Below are 16,701 nucleotides of genomic sequence, written 5' to 3'. Positions count from 1 at the left end.
TTCATCCCCGGGTGGAGGGCAGATCACTGCCCATGGAACTTTTCTGTGAAAATGCAGGACTGACGCGGATTTTCATCCCCGGGTGGAGGGCAGATCACTGCCCATGGATCTTTTCTGTGAAAATGCCCGCCTGACGCGAGATTTTCATCCCCGGGTGGAGGGCAAAACGTTGCCCATGGAACTTTTCCGTGAAAATGCAGGCCTGACGCGGATTTTCATCCCCGGGTGGAGGACAGATCGCGCTGTCCATGGACCTTTTCTGTGAAAATGCTGAACTGACGCGGATTTTCATCCCCGGGTGGAGGGCAGATCGCTGCCCATGGAACTTTTCCGTGAAAATGCAGGCCTGACGCGGATTTTCATCCCCGGGTGGAGGACAGATCGCGCTGTCCATGGACCTTTTCCGTGAAAATGCCGCACGGACACGGGATTTTTATCTCCGGATGGAGGGCAAACCATTGCCCATGGAACGGTTCCGTTCTAAGTGATTGGCAAAATCTCCGCCTCAGCCGCCGTGGGAGGCGGTCGGCTTTTTTCCGTTATGAATTGCGAATAACCATCAACGATGAAAGGGACAGTAGCTCTTGCACGACCGGTCGCAGCGAGCCGGGGATGGTGGAAGCCCGGCACCGGCGCAAGAGTGAACATCACCCTGGAGTTCCATGCCGAAACAACGAGTAGGCCATGGCGCGTCATTCCCGTTACGAATGAAAAGTGGGCCTGTGCCTTTGCATGGCCAAAAAGGGTGGTACCGCGAGACCGTTCTCGTCCCTTGCCGGGAGAGAACGGTTTTTTATTTTATATTGTTCAAAGGAGGAGCAGCGATGGATTACAAAGACACATTGCTCATGCCGAAAACCGAGTTTCCGATGCGCGGCAATTTGCCGAAGCGGGAACCGGAAATGCAAAAAAAATGGGAGGACATGGACATTTACCGGAAAGTGCAGGAGCGGACGAAAGGCCGGCCGCTGTTTGTCCTGCACGACGGCCCGCCGTACGCCAACGGCGATATTCATATGGGGCATGCGCTAAACAAAATTTTAAAAGATATCATTGTCCGCTATAAATCGATGAACGGTTTTTGTGCGCCGTACGTGCCCGGCTGGGATACGCACGGCTTGCCGATTGAAACGGCGCTTACGAAACAAGGCGTCGACCGCAAATCGATGAGCGTCGCCGAGTTTCGCAAGCGGTGTGAGCAGTACGCGTATGAACAAATCGACAACCAGCGCCGGCAGTTTAAACGGCTCGGGGTGCGCGGCGATTGGGACAACCCGTATATCACCCTCAAGCCGGAATACGAAGCCCAGCAAATGAAAGTGTTCGGTGAAATGGCGAAAAAAGGGCTCATCTACAAAGGACTGAAGCCGGTCTATTGGTCGCCGTCGAGCGAATCGGCGCTCGCCGAAGCGGAAATCGAATACAAAGACAAACGCTCACCGTCAATTTATGTCGCGTTTCCGGTCAAAGACGGCAAAGGTGTGCTGGACGGCGACGTGCGGATCGTCATTTGGACGACGACGCCGTGGACGATTCCGGCGAACTTGGCGATTGCTGTTCACCCGGACCTGGACTACCATGTCATCGACGCCAACGGGCAGAAATACGTTGTCGCCGCCGCCTTGGCCGAATCGGTGGCGAACGAAGTCGGCTGGGCGTCGTGGTCCGTCGTTAAAACCGTAAAAGGAAAAGAACTTGAGTACGTCGTCGCGAAACATCCGTTCTACGAGCGCGATTCGTTGGTCGTCTGCGGCGAGCACGTCACGACCGACGCCGGCACCGGCTGCGTCCATACGGCGCCAGGCCACGGGGAAGACGACTTTGTCGTCGGGCAAAAATACGGGCTTCCGGTTCTCTGCCCGGTCGATGAACGCGGCTACATGACCGAGGAAGCACCCGGGTTTGCAGGAATGTTTTACGATGAGGCGAACAAAGCGATTACGCAAAAGCTCGAAGAAGTTGGAGCGCTCCTGAAGCTCGGTTTCATCACCCACTCGTATCCGCACGACTGGCGGACGAAGCAGCCGACGATCTTCCGGGCGACGACGCAATGGTTTGCCTCGATTGATAAAATTCGCGGCCAGCTCCTTGACGCCATTAAGGAAACGAAATGGGTGCCGGAATGGGGCGAAATCCGCATCCATAACATGGTGCGCGACCGCGGCGACTGGTGCATTTCCCGCCAGCGCGCCTGGGGTGTGCCGATTCCGGTCTTTTACGGCGAAAACGGCGAGCCGATTATCACCGATGAGACGATCGAGCATGTGTCGAACTTGTTCCGCCAATACGGTTCGAACGTTTGGTTTGAGCGCGAGGCGAAAGACTTATTGCCGGAAGGATTCACCCATCCGTCAAGCCCGAACGGCATCTTTACGAAAGAAACGGACATTATGGACGTCTGGTTTGACTCCGGCTCGTCGCATCAAGCGGTGCTCGTCGAGCGCGATGATCTCGCGCGTCCGGCTGATTTGTACTTGGAAGGGTCTGACCAATATCGCGGCTGGTTTAACTCGTCGTTGTCGACGGCGGTCGCCGTCACCGGCAAAGCACCGTATAAAGAGGTGTTGAGCCACGGCTTCGTTTTAGACGGCGAGGGGCGGAAAATGAGCAAATCGCTCGGCAACGTCGTCGTGCCGGCGAAAGTGATGGAACAATTTGGCGCCGACATTTTGCGTCTTTGGGTTGCCTCCGTTGACTATCAGGCCGACGTGCGCATTTCTGATCATATTTTGAAACAAGTGTCGGAAGTGTACCGGAAAATCCGCAACACGTTCCGGTTTATGCTCGGCAATTTGTTCGACTTCGATCCGAACCAAAACGCCGTTCCGGTTGGGGAGCTTGGCGAAGTCGACCGCTATATGCTGGCAAAGCTGAACAAGCTGATCGCCAAAGTGAAAAAAGCGTATGACAGCTACGATTTCGCCGCCGTCTATCATGAGATGAACCATTTTTGCACGGTTGAGTTGAGCGCGTTCTATTTGGATATGGCAAAAGACATTTTGTACATTGAAGCGGCTGATTCGCGCGCCCGCCGCGCCGTGCAGACGGTGCTGTACGAGACGGTTGTCGCGTTGGCGAAGCTCATCGCCCCGATTTTGCCGCACACGGCCGATGAAGTGTGGGAGCATATCCCGAACCGGAGAGAAAACGTCGAAAGCGTCCAGCTCACCGACATGCCGGAGCCGATCGCCATCGATGGCGAAGAAGCGCTGTTGGCGAAATGGGATGCGTTTATGGATGTGCGCGATGATATTTTCAAAGCGCTCGAGAACGCCCGCAATGAAAAAGTGATCGGCAAATCGCTGACCGCCAGCGTCACGATCTATCCGAAAGACGAGGCGCGCAAGCTGTTGGCGTCGCTCGACGCTGATTTGCGCCAGCTCCTCATCGTCTCGGCCTTTTCGATCGCCGATGAGCCGTACGACGCCGCACCGGCCGAAGCCGAACGGCTTACCCATGTGGCGGTCCTCGTTCGCCCGGCCGAAGGCGAGACGTGCGAGCGGTGCTGGACGGTGACGAAAGAAGTCGGCGCCGATCCATCGCATCCAACGCTTTGCCCGCGTTGTGCGCACATTGTGAACGAACATTATTCCGCGTAGCGAAAAGCGGCAGGTTGCCTTGGGGCGGCCTTGCCGCTTGCTTTTGGTGGAGGAAAAAAACCAAAACGATGGTGTAAAAAACGCAAAGGGATCAGGGGGGTTGTTTTTGTCAAGAAAAAGTGCAGAATGTTGCAGTGTATAAATTCAATTCTGTAGTTGAACCAATGCTGTCAAACTCCGTGTCGCATGAGCCTCCGTCGCATTTACTCCATCATCTTCGACCACACGTTTGCTTAAAATTATAAGGTTTATAGCTCAATTTTCCTATTATTTGTGAATATATTGTGAATTCCCATGTAAAAGGTTGACATTTTCTTCTTCTTTTTTTATAATGCCATTGAATTTTACAAACATTTCAAATTCATGATTAGAGAGGGCATTCCATATGAAATGGGTGTTCATTTCAAGAATGGCGTCCCGCTTAAAAGCAGAAGCTAGTTTCATATTCGTATTTTCTGGGGTTTTGATGTTTGTTTGCCTCAATCCCCATACCATCAATCCAGCGGAATGGATCTTATATACGAAATATTTGGTTCCGATTGGAATGGCCGTCTGGCTGCTCTTCAGCTTCCGTTTGCATGTTTCGTTGTTCACCTCGACTCCAATTCACTGGATCGCGATGAATGACATCATGCCAACCCCGCAAAAGATCGTCTTCTGCCAAACTGTTGGCAAACGACGTCAAACTCTATCAACAAATTAAACATCAGGCTCAGCCCAAGAACATCCCGTTGCATGGATATTGGAAAATCAAGGAGATCGAGGTGAATCCGAAATCCACGTATCCGATCAAAGCCACACTCTCTCTGCATCCGAAAGAACACACCGTTCGTTTTTCGATCAACGAGCAATTTCAAATCGATCACATCCAAGGCGGAGGGAAGCGTTTCCCCTTTCAACAACAAGGAAACGTTGTTCAGGTGCAGACCAACGGCGCCCCATCCATGACGATCTATTATCGGCATACGTTCGGCTCAACCTTTTATCCGTTGATATCGGGCGTCACGTTGTTGCCATTTGAAGCCAACTGGTATCCACAGTCCATGGATTCAACGCTTTACGATATCGACTCATCCGGAACGCTTCATTCCAATGTGGAAACGAAAACATGTACACGAGTCAACATGATTGTCGGAAAGGAAAAGTACCGTTGGCATGGGAGCCATCTCCCTTGTCTCTCCTTGATCAATGGTCCTTACAAACAAATTCAAGTGCAACATACTCGTTTCCTTGTTTATAAACCATTTCTCACTACAAGAAGAAATTATATGGAATTAGGGAATAGTTCTGCCAAAGGAGCACCAGTGAAGGCTACCGGGACTTCTGGAACATTAGCAGTCTCTTCATCAGGTCCTGCATTTTATGTACAAGGATATGCTAAAAAACAAATCAACTGGTGGCCTGATTCAATAGTTGCTTCGGCAATAGCCTATCCATCACAAACAGTAAAAAATCTTTTACAGCTGAAAATGGGGCTTTCTACTATGCTGAAGCATATACACAAGCCAACACGACCTCTATTTATGGTGAAGCAAAAGTAACTGTGAATTAAAATTAGACTCTTCATTTAACAAGCAAGCGAATGGTCAAAACGGTTCGCCGACATTCGCTTGCTCCCTTTTATCGTTCATCGATACGACCATGCTCGAAAATGGAGTGACAGCTTATGACTTTGTTTGCTCGCCTATCATGGTTTTATGCCAAACATATGGGAAAAAGCATTCTCTATGTGGGAACATACACTTTTTGGTTCATCATGTTGATGATGCGTTTTCTCATTCGCCAGTACGATTCGTTTGGTAAGACGGATTATGGAAATTTTGTCGGGGAAATGACGCTAATCGTTCAAGCGGCCATGCTGCTGTTTATGGTGTTTTTTTACAAGTTGTTCTCTGATGAATATCGATTTGGCGCCAATCTTTTATTTGCCGGTTCATTGCGTATCACAGCGTTGAAAATCGCAGCCTTGTTGGCCAATCACCTGTTGTTTCTTGCATTCTTCACTAGTCTGCAAGTTGTACTCGTATGGCAGTTTTATCGGACATGGAGCCTTCCCTTTTCTTCGTTGTATACCGAAACGATATCGTATATCGTCGCATATTGGTTATTGCCACTCGTATTTGCCTTTTTTCTTGGTATTTTCACTGCTCTATTGTTCGGGAAAAGCCGATTAAGCTTTGCTTGGATGGTGATCATTTGGCTGGCAATCGGCCCGGTGAATACCCAATTGTTTTCTCGTTATTTCCAGCGCCTCCCCTTTTCCGACGTCCGTAGTTTGTTCTACATCGGTCCGTTGAATATGGACGATGTATTTCGTGATGTTATTGGATACAACGTCAGCCTTCCGACGTATATGAAACTATTGTTTTGGATTCTAACCTCGATGATGGCGGTATGGGCCATTCTTTGGAAAACAGCCCGCACTACAAAGGAGAAAGCGGCCATTATCATAGGCGTTACTTTGCTTTTGGCGGGTGATGCTTGGGTGTTTCCGCATATTTGCACAGGAAGCAAACTGGTGTTTAGTTATGCTGATTTGGATCAAGAAAACGATTTCTATCGAACTCATAACCCAACCATTTCACCGAGCACATTGCGCTATTCGATTGAACGGTACGACATTCAGCTGGAGGCCAAAAATAGTGTACATGCCAAAGTGAAAGCGACCTTGCGACAAATTCAGGGCAACACACTGTCGTTTGTGCTTTACCATCATTTTTCTCTGAAACAAATCACTGATCAAACCGGAAAACAGTTGCCGTTTATTCAACAAGGGGATGTCATCACGGTCAAACGATCATCAAATCGCTTGACCGATGAATGGACATTTGAGTATCAAATGAACGATTCGGCACAAATTCCCGTTTCACCGCGCTATTTGTTTTTGCCGAGCGATTTCAGCTGGTTGCCGACAAAAGCCGACCATGCACCGTTTGCCTTTGTGAACGTTCATTCCAGTCCGGCGCCTGTATCGATGCAACCGAGCCATCCGATCCACTATACGTTGTCATTTCATGGAACGGTGCCGTTTTATACGAATTTGCCGCTCCGGAGCGATGGAACGTACGAAGGAGTTATGTCCGGCGGCATTATAGCCGTAGCGGGAATGTTTTTGAAAGAAAAGATCGGGCCATGGCAGATCGTGTACCCCGCCGATTGGTCAAACCTTGAGCGGGATTGGCCCGTCTTCGAACTACACGTAAGACGCATTCACCACGACACCGTGCAGATATTCGGCTTAAAAGGGGTAAAGTTGCCGACAAATATCGTGTTGCTCGCTCCCCATGGTGAACAACGGAGCGTATATAGCAGCGATCATTTGCTTCTTCAAATTGATACGCCATATTCCCTTCGCTCCCAAGAAGGAACATTGATGTATTTGCCGGAAATTTTAACGGAAGGACTTCTTTGGAAGGAAACGCATTCATCGAGACAAAAAGAAGTGTTTCAAGCATTGCTGACAAGATGGTTCCAGCAACAATTGTCCCTTCCCTATTCCGGAGGAGATTTGACGTTTGATGTAGCTTTGTCAGTGGACTCTCCTGATGGGAAAACGGAGGAAGAGCTCAGGCAGCTGTTTGGGGAATATGAACGCTTATCCGATAGAAAAAAACAAAAATTTTTGGCTTTATGGTACAAACAAATCAAGGAAGGAGCAGACGATAGCTGGGAGAAAACCATCCAACTTATCCGCATGGTTCGGGAGGGACAGACATGATCCATATATCCAGCGTCACAAAACGAATCAAAAAACAAATCATTTTATCCAATGTATCGCTTTGTATGGAAGGGATTTACGGGTTAGTTGGACCGAACGGAGCTGGCAAGACAACATTGATGAAAATCTTGGCTGGCTTGACACCCATGAATGATGGACAGGTGGCGATTGATGGACAAAGCTGTACCAAAGGAAAATATGTGAAAGCCCCTGAACGGATCGGTTATTTGCCGCAAGATTTCATGGTCTATCCTAACATTACGGTCGAAGAAGCGCTTGACCATCTCGCCTTATTGCAAGGAATGATGGACAAACACAAACGGCACGCAGCCGTTGCTGAAGCCATTCAAAAAGTGAACTTGAACGGACACGAGACAAAAAAGATGTCTGAGCTGTCCGGCGGAATGCGGCGACGAGTGGGAATTGCTCATTTATTGACGCGAAAGCCATCCATCTTGCTGTTTGATGAGCCGACCGCCGGCTTAGATATTGAAGAACGAATCCGGTTTCGCCATCTGCTCAAACAGCTTGGTTCCGAACATACGATTGTTATTTCTTCCCATATTGTGGAAGATATTGAGTTTTTATGCACCAAAATCGGAATTTTAAAACAAGGGCAAGTGTTGTTTGAAGGCACGCCGTCTGAGCTGAAGTCCTGCGCAGAAGGCTTCGTGTGGGAATATTGCATACATCCCGAAGAATTGGATGACTTGATCGCAGCGAGAGAAGTGGTACAGCTTCTCGAAGAAGAAGATGGTATTCACGCACGAGTGTTCTCGCAAAATGAGGAAACAGGGGGGAGACGGGTCAAACCACGATTGATCGATGGCTATTTGGCTGTTGTCAGAAGAGGGGGATCAAGATGAGAGCTTACATCGAATGGATAAGAGCCGCTTTTGTGTTTGACCGAAAAACAATGGGCGGAGCCTGTTTTGTTCCACCAGTGATGTTCATCCTATCACTGTTGCTTATTTTGCTTGTCGCCCGCAAACCGTCAAGTATTTACGACAATGTGATAATCATCCAAGGGCTGTTCATCCCGTTTTCCGGCTGGCACTTGATTTATCGATTCGGTGAACTGTATGAAGACGGGGCGCAAGAGACGCTTATCCCTTATTATAGGCAATGGTTTGGGATTGATATCGTACGTTATTCTTTCATCCATTTGTTAGGGGTCGCCATGCTAAGCGGGGCATTCATGTGGAGATATGGCATTACTTCTTTGTCTTTTTTGAATCTCATTCATTTCATTCTATTGACTTTCTTTTACCTATTTTTCAGCACTGCCTCCCTTGTTCTTACAAAAAACACGAATATCGCATTGACAATCATTTTTCTTTATACGGTGCTTGAAGTGGCCACATTAGGAACGTTCATGCCTTGGCCGCATATCTTTTTGTTCGAACCACCGGTTTGGGAACCGATGCTCATCAGCAAATTCATCATGCTAACGCTGTCCATCTTTCTAGCAGCATTCATCACCATTGTATGGATCAGTAAGGGAGATCGGAAACCCCAATAAAGGCTAACGTTTGGCCGCAAATAACCTCTTCTCCCCTAAAAGCGAGAGGCTATGCTTACAAATCGATTAATTGGTGGCCCGATAGCGTCGTCGCCTCCACCAACTGGCTCAATCCTAGGCAAGAAGAAACGCGCAATTTTACACAACGAAAAGGCGATAAATATTATGGCCAAATTGTGGGCCAAACGGTTGGTTCAAGCGGATACGTGACCATTACGGTCAAATAACGATGCCGAATCCGGATGATAAAGGAGTCAGGGATACGCGTAAAAAATAAAGCGGTCCCTGACCGCATTCTTCTTTTGTCAACTTCTTGGAAAGAAAGCGGTTGATCGGCGATGAGATGGAAATGGCTGTTTGTTTTTTATTGGAAACGATTGTTGAAAAGCAAGTTATACATTGGTGCTAGTTTCTCGTTTTTTCTTTTGCTGGCCGTACGGTTTACACTATTTTTTACCGATCCGTACAATATGGAGAGTTATGGGGATATCCCTCATGAAGTGTTCATGCTTGTTCAAATCGTTTCGCTCTTTTACATCGTGTGGTTCTACCTTCTCTATTCCAACGAACTTCGTTACGGCGTTTCGTCATGGTTCGCCGATGGCTACCGAATTTTGCTGGAGAAAATGAGCGCCTTGCTTGCGGTTCATGCGCTGTACCAAGGGATCATGCTGATGATGAGCTGCGGCGTTTTTTCAATCGTGTATCTCTTCGTTGGGGTGGAGCCTTCGGATCTGTATTTGTCGTTGCTTCGGTTTCTCGCCGTCTATCAGTTTGGACCGCTCGTGCTCACCGTCCTGTACGGCGTCATCATCGCACTGCTGTTGGAAACGAAAAAGGTCAGTTTTTTCGCTATTTTGCTTGTGTGGATCCTGACCGGACCGATGACGACGGAGCTGTTCATCGATCTATCCAAAACTGTTCATGCCCGCGACTGGGCGTCGTTGCTGTTTATCGGAAAACACGCGATTCAACGAGCATATGATTCCTACATCGGGTTTGAGGTCGACCGCGGCGGGGAATGGAAATGGGCCGCATGGTTTCTTTCCCTTGTCGGGTTGGCGTTGTTGTCGTCGATCCGCTTTACGCAGACGAGAAAGGAGCGAAACGCCGTCTTGAAAGCATTTCTCGTCTTCCCGTTTCTGATCGTCCTAACTGCCTACCATTCCTTGCAAACGAACACCAAGGCGTTCACTCGGGCCGATCAGACGACCGAACTCGAGGAATACCGCCAGATGAAACAAGAGACGAACGCCGATTTGCGCTACCGTATCCAGTCGTATGACCTTTCCTTGCATGGATCGCGTGCGGTCGTGCGCGTGGCCTTGTCCCAGTTGGAAACGAACCGGCCCACGTTTCAACTGTACCATTTGTATCCGCTCCACTCGATTGAAGCGGACCATCAGCCCGTCAAGTTTACAAGAAACGGCGATCTCGTGACCGTGTGGCTGCCGAAACGCACCTCGACGCTCACGTTTTCGTATGAGATCGTCGATACGGCGCTCATCCCGTACACCAACGGCCGCATCGTCCTGTTGGCGGATCGAGCGTGGTATCCGAAAAGGAGGGCTTCGCACATGTATCGGACTTATGAATATCGGATGGCGGGGATGACAGTTTGGGATGGGGCGTTCACCGATCAATTCTTTCCGGACGAAACATATACGTTTACCTTAAACGTAGACGGCGATGTGCTGTTTTGCAATGTGCCAAAGCGGGGGACGGTTTACCGAGGGAAGGCGCAAGCGGTCACCTTGATCAAAGGGCAAGGGCATCAACTCGTCGATCAAGGATATGAGATCATCTACCCGGCCGATTGGCCGCACATGGCGGAACGGGCGCCGACGGTCATCCGCCAGATGGAAAAAACATTCCGTCATGTACAACAAATCGCATCAACGGCGGTTTCATCGTTGCCGAACAAGATTGTCTTCTCTAGTTTCGGACTGTCCTCGTTTCTCGCACACGATCATCTTGTATATAACACAGATGACTTATATGGGATCGATCAATATATTATGGAACAAAATTTTTACGAAAAAATACTTCGGCTTTCCGTACCGCCGAAAGGATCGCGGATCATGTACAACGAGTGGATTTCGCTGGCCACCCGCTGGTTGATGCAAAAAAATGACCTGCCGGTGATCGACTGGAGCTCCAAAAGTGAGTGGTTCGAGTCGCAACCTCAATCCGTGCAGAAGCAGATTGAATCAGTGTATAGCGAGTTTCAGTCGCTTGACGTAGACCAAAAACAGCAATTATTACGGACATGGTATGAGAACATGGACGATGCTTGGACATGGGATCGCGTCATCGAGATAATGCAGGAGGTGAAAGGCGTTGGCGGTCGTCATTGAAGGATTGACGAAAATCGTGAAAAAAAAGGCGATTTTATCGGATGTCTCCCTCACCCTCTCCGGCGTGTACGGCTTGCTGGGACCAAACGGCGCCGGCAAGACGACGTTGATGCGCATTGTGGCCGGCCTGTTGGAGTTCAATGCCGGACGGGTGTCGCTCGGAGACGAGCCGATCAGCACCGGCACGAGGGTGAAGCGGGTGAACGAGATCGGCTATTTGCCGCAAGAGTTTATGATGTACCCGGAGCTGACGATGTATGAAGTGCTTGAGCATCTCGCTGTCTTGCAAGGTGAACATCCCGTCGCCTGCCGACCTAAAATCGAGAAGGTCATCGAACAAGTCAACTTGTCTTCGCACATCAACAAAAAAATGCGCGAGCTGTCCGGCGGCATGCGGCGGCGAGTGGGCATCGCCATGCTGTTGCTTCGGGAACCGTCCATCCTGCTGTTTGACGAGCCGACGGCCGGGCTTGACATCCGCGAGCGCGTGCGGTTTCGCAATTTGTTGAAGCGGCTGGGCCATGACCATACGATCGTCATCTCTTCGCATCTTGTCGAGGACATTGAATTTCTGTGCACCAAAATCGGAGTTTTGGACCGCGGCACGGTGCTGTTTGAAGGCAGCCCGGACGAGCTCAAGCAAAAAGCCGCTCCTTATACGTATGAGTTGGACGTGCCATTTGCGGAGCTTGACTCGGTCATGGCCACCAACGAAGTCGTGCAAATGAGCGAAGAGCCTTCCCACGTCGTCGTGCGCGTCTTGTCCGAAGAGCCGATCGGTCGGCCTGTCGCCCCGCGGCTGATGGACGGATATTTGGCGTTATTGAAAGAGGCGGAAGCGCATGGATAAAAAGACGATCGCCCATCATTTTTCCTTCGACCGCCGCTTGCTCGGCCGATTGTACTGGTTTCCGTTTCTCGTCTACGGGCTGTGCGTCGGGTTGATGGGGATCTTGTCCGCCCGCTCCGACGAACCGTTTTTGCCGTACACCGTCATCCAAGGCATCGCCGTGCCGATCGCCGGATGGCATCTCGTCTTTTTGTACCGCCATTTGTACGACGAAGGGGCGAAAGAAGCGCTGTTATGGCATTACCGAAAAACGGTCGTCTTCGACTTGGTTCGCTATGCTGTTTTGCACGGGGGATGCATCGTTCTTCTTGTCGCGGCGGTTATATGGATTCATGGAACGATGTTTCTCACCGCACCCGTGTTGGTGCACCTGTTTCTGCTGTTTTCGTTTTACCAGTTGATTGGGCTTGCCTTGTTAGGCGTCTTTGGCAGCCTAGATATCGCCTTATCGGTCATCGCGGTCTATACCTTTATGGAAGTCGCAACGCAGGGAACATTCATGCCGTGGCCACATCTGTTTTTGTTTCAAGCGCCGGTCGACTCATTGTCTCTCCTTCTCCCCATGATGTGGCTGGGGGTGGGCATCGTGATCGCCGCCATTTTGATTGGACGGGAGTTTTGGTAAACGAATTGGAAGCCATCGGCTGAATGTGGGGATGAGGAGCTTCTATGGAACGATGTCGGTTCGTTTAGTGCACCCGGCCGCACACTCCTCTTGTCGCTTCCATGGTCAGGAAGTGAGAAGTCGCTTCTCCTTATCATGGCTAATTGAGATGGCCGCCGTAAATCGAAAAAAGCTCTCTATAAAGTCTTGACTGACTCCTTTTTGCCGCTTCATTTGTTTGCCATGGCGAATTATGCTACAATGCAAAAAGGATGAATGAGAAGGACAGGGGGATTTGGCACGGTGGCATACTATTGGCTTGCGGCGGCGGTCATCATCCTCGATCAATGGACGAAATGGCTTGTCGTCCGCTCTATGCGACTTGGGGAAAGCATCCCGATCATCGACAACGTGCTCTACATTACGTCGCACCGCAATCGCGGAGCGGCATGGGGCATGCTGGAAGGGCAGTTTTGGCTCTTTTATTTGATTACGGTGATCGTCGTGGCGGCGATCGTGATTTACATCCGCCGCCTGAAGCCTTCCGAGCGCCTAGCCGGCGTGGGGCTTGGGCTGATGCTCGGCGGGGCGATCGGCAATTTTATCGACCGCGTATTCCGGAAAGAAGTGGTCGACTTTATTCATACGCACATCGGCACGTACAGCTTTCCGGTGTTCAATATCGCCGACTCGGCGCTGACGGTTGGCGTCATCTTGCTGTTTATTCATCTATTTTTTTTCGCGACACCAGAGAAAGGGAATGAGTAGATGGACACGATCACGTTTCACATCGAAGACGAATATGACGGTGAGCGGATCGATAAAGTGATCGCGGCGCTGAATGATGAATGGTCGCGTTCGCAAGTGCAGCAATGGATCAAAAACGGGCTCGTGACGGTCAACGGCCGCACGGTGAAGGCGAATTACAAATGTGAAGCGGGTGACTCGGTCGCCATCTCGCCGCCCGAACCGGAGCCGATTCATGTGGAACCGGAGCCGATTCCGCTCGACATTTATTACGAGGACGAGGATGTCCTTGTCGTCAACAAACCGCGCGGCATGGTCGTCCACCCGGCGCCCGGGCATATGCGCGGCACGCTCGTGAACGCTTTGCTCGCCCATTGCCGCGACCTATCCGGCATCAACGGCGTGCTGCGCCCCGGCATCGTCCACCGGATTGACAAAGATACATCGGGGCTGTTGATGGTGGCGAAAAATGATGCCGCCCATCGCTCGCTTGTTGAGCAGCTCGTCAACAAAACGGTGACGCGCCGCTACAAGGCGATCGTCCATGGCGTCATTCCGCACGATTACGGCACGATCGACGCTCCTATCGGCCGCGACAAACGCGACCGAAAAAAAATGGCGGTCACCGAAGAAAACGGCAAAGAAGCCGTCACCCATTTCCGCGTGCTCGAGCGGTTTCGCCAGTATACGTATGTCGAATGCCAGCTGGAAACGGGACGGACGCATCAAATTCGCGTCCATATGAAATATATCGGCTACCCGCTCGCCGGCGACCCGCAATACGGGCCGAAAAAGACGCTCCCGATCGACGGCCAGGCGCTTCATGCCGGGGTGCTTGGCTTCCATCACCCGCGCAGCGGCGACTATTTGGAATTTGAAGCGCCGTTGCCGCCGGAGTTTGCCGAGCTGCTCGAATGGCTGCGAAAAAACGATTGACAAACGAACACGCTCCCTTTACAATGAGAACAGGTGAACAGGAACCTTTAAGTTCAGTCCTGTGAGGCTGAGAAGGGGTCGGATCAACAAGAGATAGGCAGCGTATGCCCGTTTTTTGAAACAGGATGGGCCGCACCCCCGCTTCGCAGGCGGGGGATTTTTTTGTGCAAACAGGCAAACGCAAGCAAAACGTCATCGACCATTGGACGAAGCCGAGGGCTGGCGCCGATGCATGAGAGCGGCAGGCCCGGTTGGAGGAGGTGGACGGAATGCAAAAGGCGGTCGTAATGGATGAACAGGCGATTCGCCGCGCGTTGACGCGCATCGCCCATGAAATCATCGAACGGAACAAAGGCATTGACGGCTGTGTGCTGGTCGGCATCAAAACGCGCGGCATTTACTTGGCGCGCCGCCTAGCTGAGCGGATCGAGCAAATTGAAGGGGCGCCCATTCCGGTCGGCGAACTCGATATTACGCTGTACCGCGACGATTTGACGGTGAAAACGGATGACCATGAGCCGCTTGTCAAAGGAACGAACGTCCCGTTTCCGGTCAGCGAACAAAAAGTCATTTTGGTTGATGACGTGCTGTTTACCGGTCGGACGGTGCGGGCGGCAATGGATGCCATTATGGACTTGGGTCGCCCGGCGCGCATCCAGCTCGCCGTGCTCGTTGACCGCGGGCATCGAGAACTTCCGATCCGCGCCGATTTCGTCGGCAAAAACATCCCGACCTCGAGCGCGGAAATGATTGTCGTCGAACTGTCCGAAGTCGATGGCGTCGATCAAGTATCGATTCATGAAAAATAGCGCAAGCTCCCTTTTAAGCGCAGTCCCGCGAGGCTGCCAAAGGGGCGGAATGGTTTCGGCTGTTTCTGCACCCTCTTTGTGCCTGCGCGGGCCAAAGAGGTTTTTTTGTGCACACGAGAAGATACATTCGCTGATCAGGCGAAAGGAGCGAAGAACATGAACAAACCGGTGTTGGATATTCAAGAGCGCCCGACGGTCGGGCAATGGGTGACATTAAGCTTGCAGCACTTGTTCGCGATGTTCGGGGCGACGATTTTGGTGCCGTATTTGGTCGGGTTGGATCCGTCGATCGCCTTGTTCACGAGCGGGCTTGGGACATTGGCGTTTTTGCTTATCACGAAATGGCAAGTGCCGGCGTATCTCGGTTCATCGTTCGCCTACATCGCGCCGATCATCGCCGCGAAAACGTCCGGCGGCCCGGGGGCGGCGATGATTGGCAGCTTCCTCGCCGGATTGGTGTACGGCATTGTCGCTCTCATCATTAAAAAAGCGGGCTACCGCTGGGTGATGAAACTGTTGCCGCCCGTTGTCGTCGGCCCGGTCATCATCGTCATCGGCCTCGGCTTAGCCGGCACAGCGGTCGGGATGGCGATGAACGGCCCGGACGGCAAATACAGTCTGCTCCACTTTTCCGTTGCATTGGTGACGCTTGCCGCCACGATCATTTGCTCGGTGCTGGCGCGCGGCATGTTGAGCCTGATTCCGGTGCTTGTCGGCATTGTCGTCGGCTATGTTTACGCCCTCGCCGTCGGACTGGTTGACTTGTCGAAAGTGGCGGCGGCAAAATGGTTTGAATGGCCGGATTTCCTCATCCCGTTTGTCGACTATCCGGTGCACGTCACGGCGCAGATCGTCATGCTCATGGTGCCGGTGGCGATCGTCACCTTGTCGGAGCACATCGGCCATCAGCTTGTGCTAAGCAAAGTCGTCGGCCGCGACCTCATCCAAAAGCCGGGGTTGCATCGCTCGATTTTAGGCGACGGCACGGCGACGATGATTTCCGCCTTGCTTGGCGGGCCGCCGAAAACAACGTACGGGGAAAACATCGGCGTGCTGGCCATCACAAGGGTGTACAGCGTCTATGTGCTGGCTGGCGCGGCGGTCATCGCGATCGCTTTCGGCTTCGTCGGCAAAATCACGGCGCTGATCAGCTCGATTCCGACGCCGGTCATGGGCGGCGTCTCGATCCTGCTGTTTGGCATCATCGCCTCGTCCGGCTTGCGCATGTTGGTCGACAGCCGCGTGGATTTCGGTGAAACGCGCAATTTAGTCATCGCCTCGGTCATCTTAGTGATCGGCATCGGCGGCGCGGTGCTCAAAATCAGCGAGAGCTTCCAAATCACAGGAATGGCGCTTTCAGCGATTGCCGGCGTCCTGCTCAATTTCGTGCTGCCGGGGCGGCCGTCAGCCGTGGAAAACATGTTTGAAGAAGAAAAAAACGACCATGTCGCTTAATCGAACAGCACCTTTTAATTAAGTCCCGTGAGGCTTAAAAAGGTGTGAAACGAAGCGCACCGGGCCGGAGTCTGCCCTCGGCTCCACCGGGTGCCCATCATCAC

Annotated in this window: 12 protein-coding genes, 1 pseudogene and 1 other annotated feature; of the genes and pseudogenes, 12 read left to right on the top strand and 1 reads right to left on the bottom strand. The window is 51.5% G+C overall.

Annotated features, from left to right (window positions below; all coding sequences use genetic code 11):
* Positions 1–94: 94 nt before the first annotated feature.
* Entirely contained in the window at positions 95–394 is a 300-nt protein-coding gene (locus NST29_RS12190) for a hypothetical protein (protein ID WP_339232198.1), read from the bottom strand.
* A gap of 162 nt (positions 395–556) precedes the next feature.
* Positions 557–776 (top strand) — a binding site (T-box leader).
* Between the two features lie 48 nt (positions 777–824).
* On the opposite strand from NST29_RS12190, the gene ileS reads away from it, so the two are divergent.
* The 12 genes and pseudogenes from ileS to NST29_RS12130 all read left to right on the top strand — a co-directional run bounded on the left by ileS (position 825) and on the right by NST29_RS12130 (position 16,597).
* The gene (gene ileS, locus NST29_RS12185; protein WP_061912695.1) at positions 825–3,599 is read left to right on the top strand and encodes an isoleucine--tRNA ligase; all 2,775 of its coding nucleotides are present in this window, start codon (positions 825–827) and stop codon (positions 3,597–3,599) included.
* A gap of 385 nt (positions 3,600–3,984) precedes the next feature.
* Positions 3,985–4,876 (top strand): annotated as a pseudogene (locus tag NST29_RS12180) (hypothetical protein); the annotation flags it as partial.
* A gap of 389 nt (positions 4,877–5,265) precedes the next feature.
* Positions 5,266–7,317, top strand: a complete 2,052-nt coding sequence (locus tag NST29_RS12175) for an ABC transporter permease (RefSeq protein WP_339232196.1) — start codon at positions 5,266–5,268, stop codon at positions 7,315–7,317.
* The gene (locus NST29_RS12170) at positions 7,314–8,183 is read left to right on the top strand and encodes an ABC transporter ATP-binding protein (protein WP_033022250.1); all 870 of its coding nucleotides are present in this window, start codon (positions 7,314–7,316) and stop codon (positions 8,181–8,183) included. The genes NST29_RS12175 and NST29_RS12170 overlap by 4 nt, the downstream gene beginning before the upstream one ends.
* Positions 8,180–8,839, top strand: a complete 660-nt coding sequence (locus tag NST29_RS12165; protein WP_033022252.1) for a hypothetical protein — start codon at positions 8,180–8,182, stop codon at positions 8,837–8,839. Before NST29_RS12170 ends, NST29_RS12165 begins: the two co-directional genes overlap by 4 nt.
* A 338-nt stretch (positions 8,840–9,177) precedes the next feature.
* Positions 9,178–11,196, top strand: coding sequence for an ABC transporter permease (locus NST29_RS12160; protein WP_033022255.1), 2,019 nt, complete (start codon positions 9,178–9,180; stop codon positions 11,194–11,196).
* The gene (locus NST29_RS12155; RefSeq protein ID WP_033022257.1) at positions 11,180–12,046 is read left to right on the top strand and encodes an ATP-binding cassette domain-containing protein; all 867 of its coding nucleotides are present in this window, start codon (positions 11,180–11,182) and stop codon (positions 12,044–12,046) included. Before NST29_RS12160 ends, NST29_RS12155 begins: the two co-directional genes overlap by 17 nt.
* Positions 12,039–12,671: a hypothetical protein gene (locus tag NST29_RS12150; protein ID WP_033022258.1), complete on the top strand. Its 633-nt coding sequence runs from the start codon at positions 12,039–12,041 to the stop codon at positions 12,669–12,671. The genes NST29_RS12155 and NST29_RS12150 overlap by 8 nt, the downstream gene beginning before the upstream one ends.
* Positions 12,672–12,926: 255 nt before the next feature.
* Positions 12,927–13,418 carry a signal peptidase II gene (lspA, locus tag NST29_RS12145; protein WP_081897193.1) on the top strand — a complete coding sequence of 164 codons (492 nt, stop codon included), beginning with the start codon at positions 12,927–12,929 and terminating at the stop codon, positions 13,416–13,418.
* Positions 13,419–14,333, top strand: coding sequence for an RluA family pseudouridine synthase (locus tag NST29_RS12140; RefSeq protein WP_033022263.1), 915 nt, complete (start codon positions 13,419–13,421; stop codon positions 14,331–14,333). It abuts the gene before it with no gap.
* A gap of 269 nt (positions 14,334–14,602) precedes the next feature.
* Complete coding sequence (gene pyrR / locus NST29_RS12135) at positions 14,603–15,142, top strand: bifunctional pyr operon transcriptional regulator/uracil phosphoribosyltransferase PyrR (RefSeq protein ID WP_031410515.1); 540 nt, start codon at positions 14,603–14,605, stop codon at positions 15,140–15,142.
* 156 nt (positions 15,143–15,298) lie between these two features.
* Positions 15,299–16,597: a solute carrier family 23 protein gene (locus NST29_RS12130; protein WP_033022268.1), complete on the top strand. Its 1,299-nt coding sequence runs from the start codon at positions 15,299–15,301 to the stop codon at positions 16,595–16,597.
* The last annotated feature ends 104 nt before the right edge of the window (positions 16,598–16,701 follow it).

The sequence above is a fragment of the Geobacillus sp. FSL W8-0026 genome (genome assembly GCF_037966255.1).
Lineage (GTDB): Bacteria > Bacillota > Bacilli > Bacillales > Anoxybacillaceae > Geobacillus > Geobacillus icigianus.
This window is presented reverse-complemented; position numbering and strand designations above follow the sequence as displayed.

What these genes read in the sequence shown, in the direction of transcription:
- NST29_RS12130 (WP_033022268.1), top strand. Translation starts at nt 15,299, where the DNA reads ATGAACAAACCGGTGTTGGATATTCAAGAGCGCCCGACGGTCGGGCAA.
- ileS (WP_061912695.1), top strand. Translation starts at nt 825, where the DNA reads ATGGATTACAAAGACACATTGCTCATGCCGAAAACCGAGTTTCCGATG.
- NST29_RS12140 (WP_033022263.1), top strand. Translation starts at nt 13,419, where the DNA reads ATGGACACGATCACGTTTCACATCGAAGACGAATATGACGGTGAGCGG.
- NST29_RS12175 (WP_339232196.1), top strand. Translation starts at nt 5,266, where the DNA reads ATGACTTTGTTTGCTCGCCTATCATGGTTTTATGCCAAACATATGGGA.
- NST29_RS12190 (WP_339232198.1), bottom strand. Translation starts at nt 394, where the DNA reads ATGGACAGCGCGATCTGTCCTCCACCCGGGGATGAAAATCCGCGTCAG.
- NST29_RS12150 (WP_033022258.1), top strand. Translation starts at nt 12,039, where the DNA reads ATGGATAAAAAGACGATCGCCCATCATTTTTCCTTCGACCGCCGCTTG.
- NST29_RS12160 (WP_033022255.1), top strand. Translation starts at nt 9,178, where the DNA reads ATGAGATGGAAATGGCTGTTTGTTTTTTATTGGAAACGATTGTTGAAA.
- NST29_RS12170 (WP_033022250.1), top strand. Translation starts at nt 7,314, where the DNA reads ATGATCCATATATCCAGCGTCACAAAACGAATCAAAAAACAAATCATT.
- NST29_RS12165 (WP_033022252.1), top strand. Translation starts at nt 8,180, where the DNA reads ATGAGAGCTTACATCGAATGGATAAGAGCCGCTTTTGTGTTTGACCGA.
- lspA (WP_081897193.1), top strand. Translation starts at nt 12,927, where the DNA reads ATGAGAAGGACAGGGGGATTTGGCACGGTGGCATACTATTGGCTTGCG.
- pyrR (WP_031410515.1), top strand. Translation starts at nt 14,603, where the DNA reads ATGCAAAAGGCGGTCGTAATGGATGAACAGGCGATTCGCCGCGCGTTG.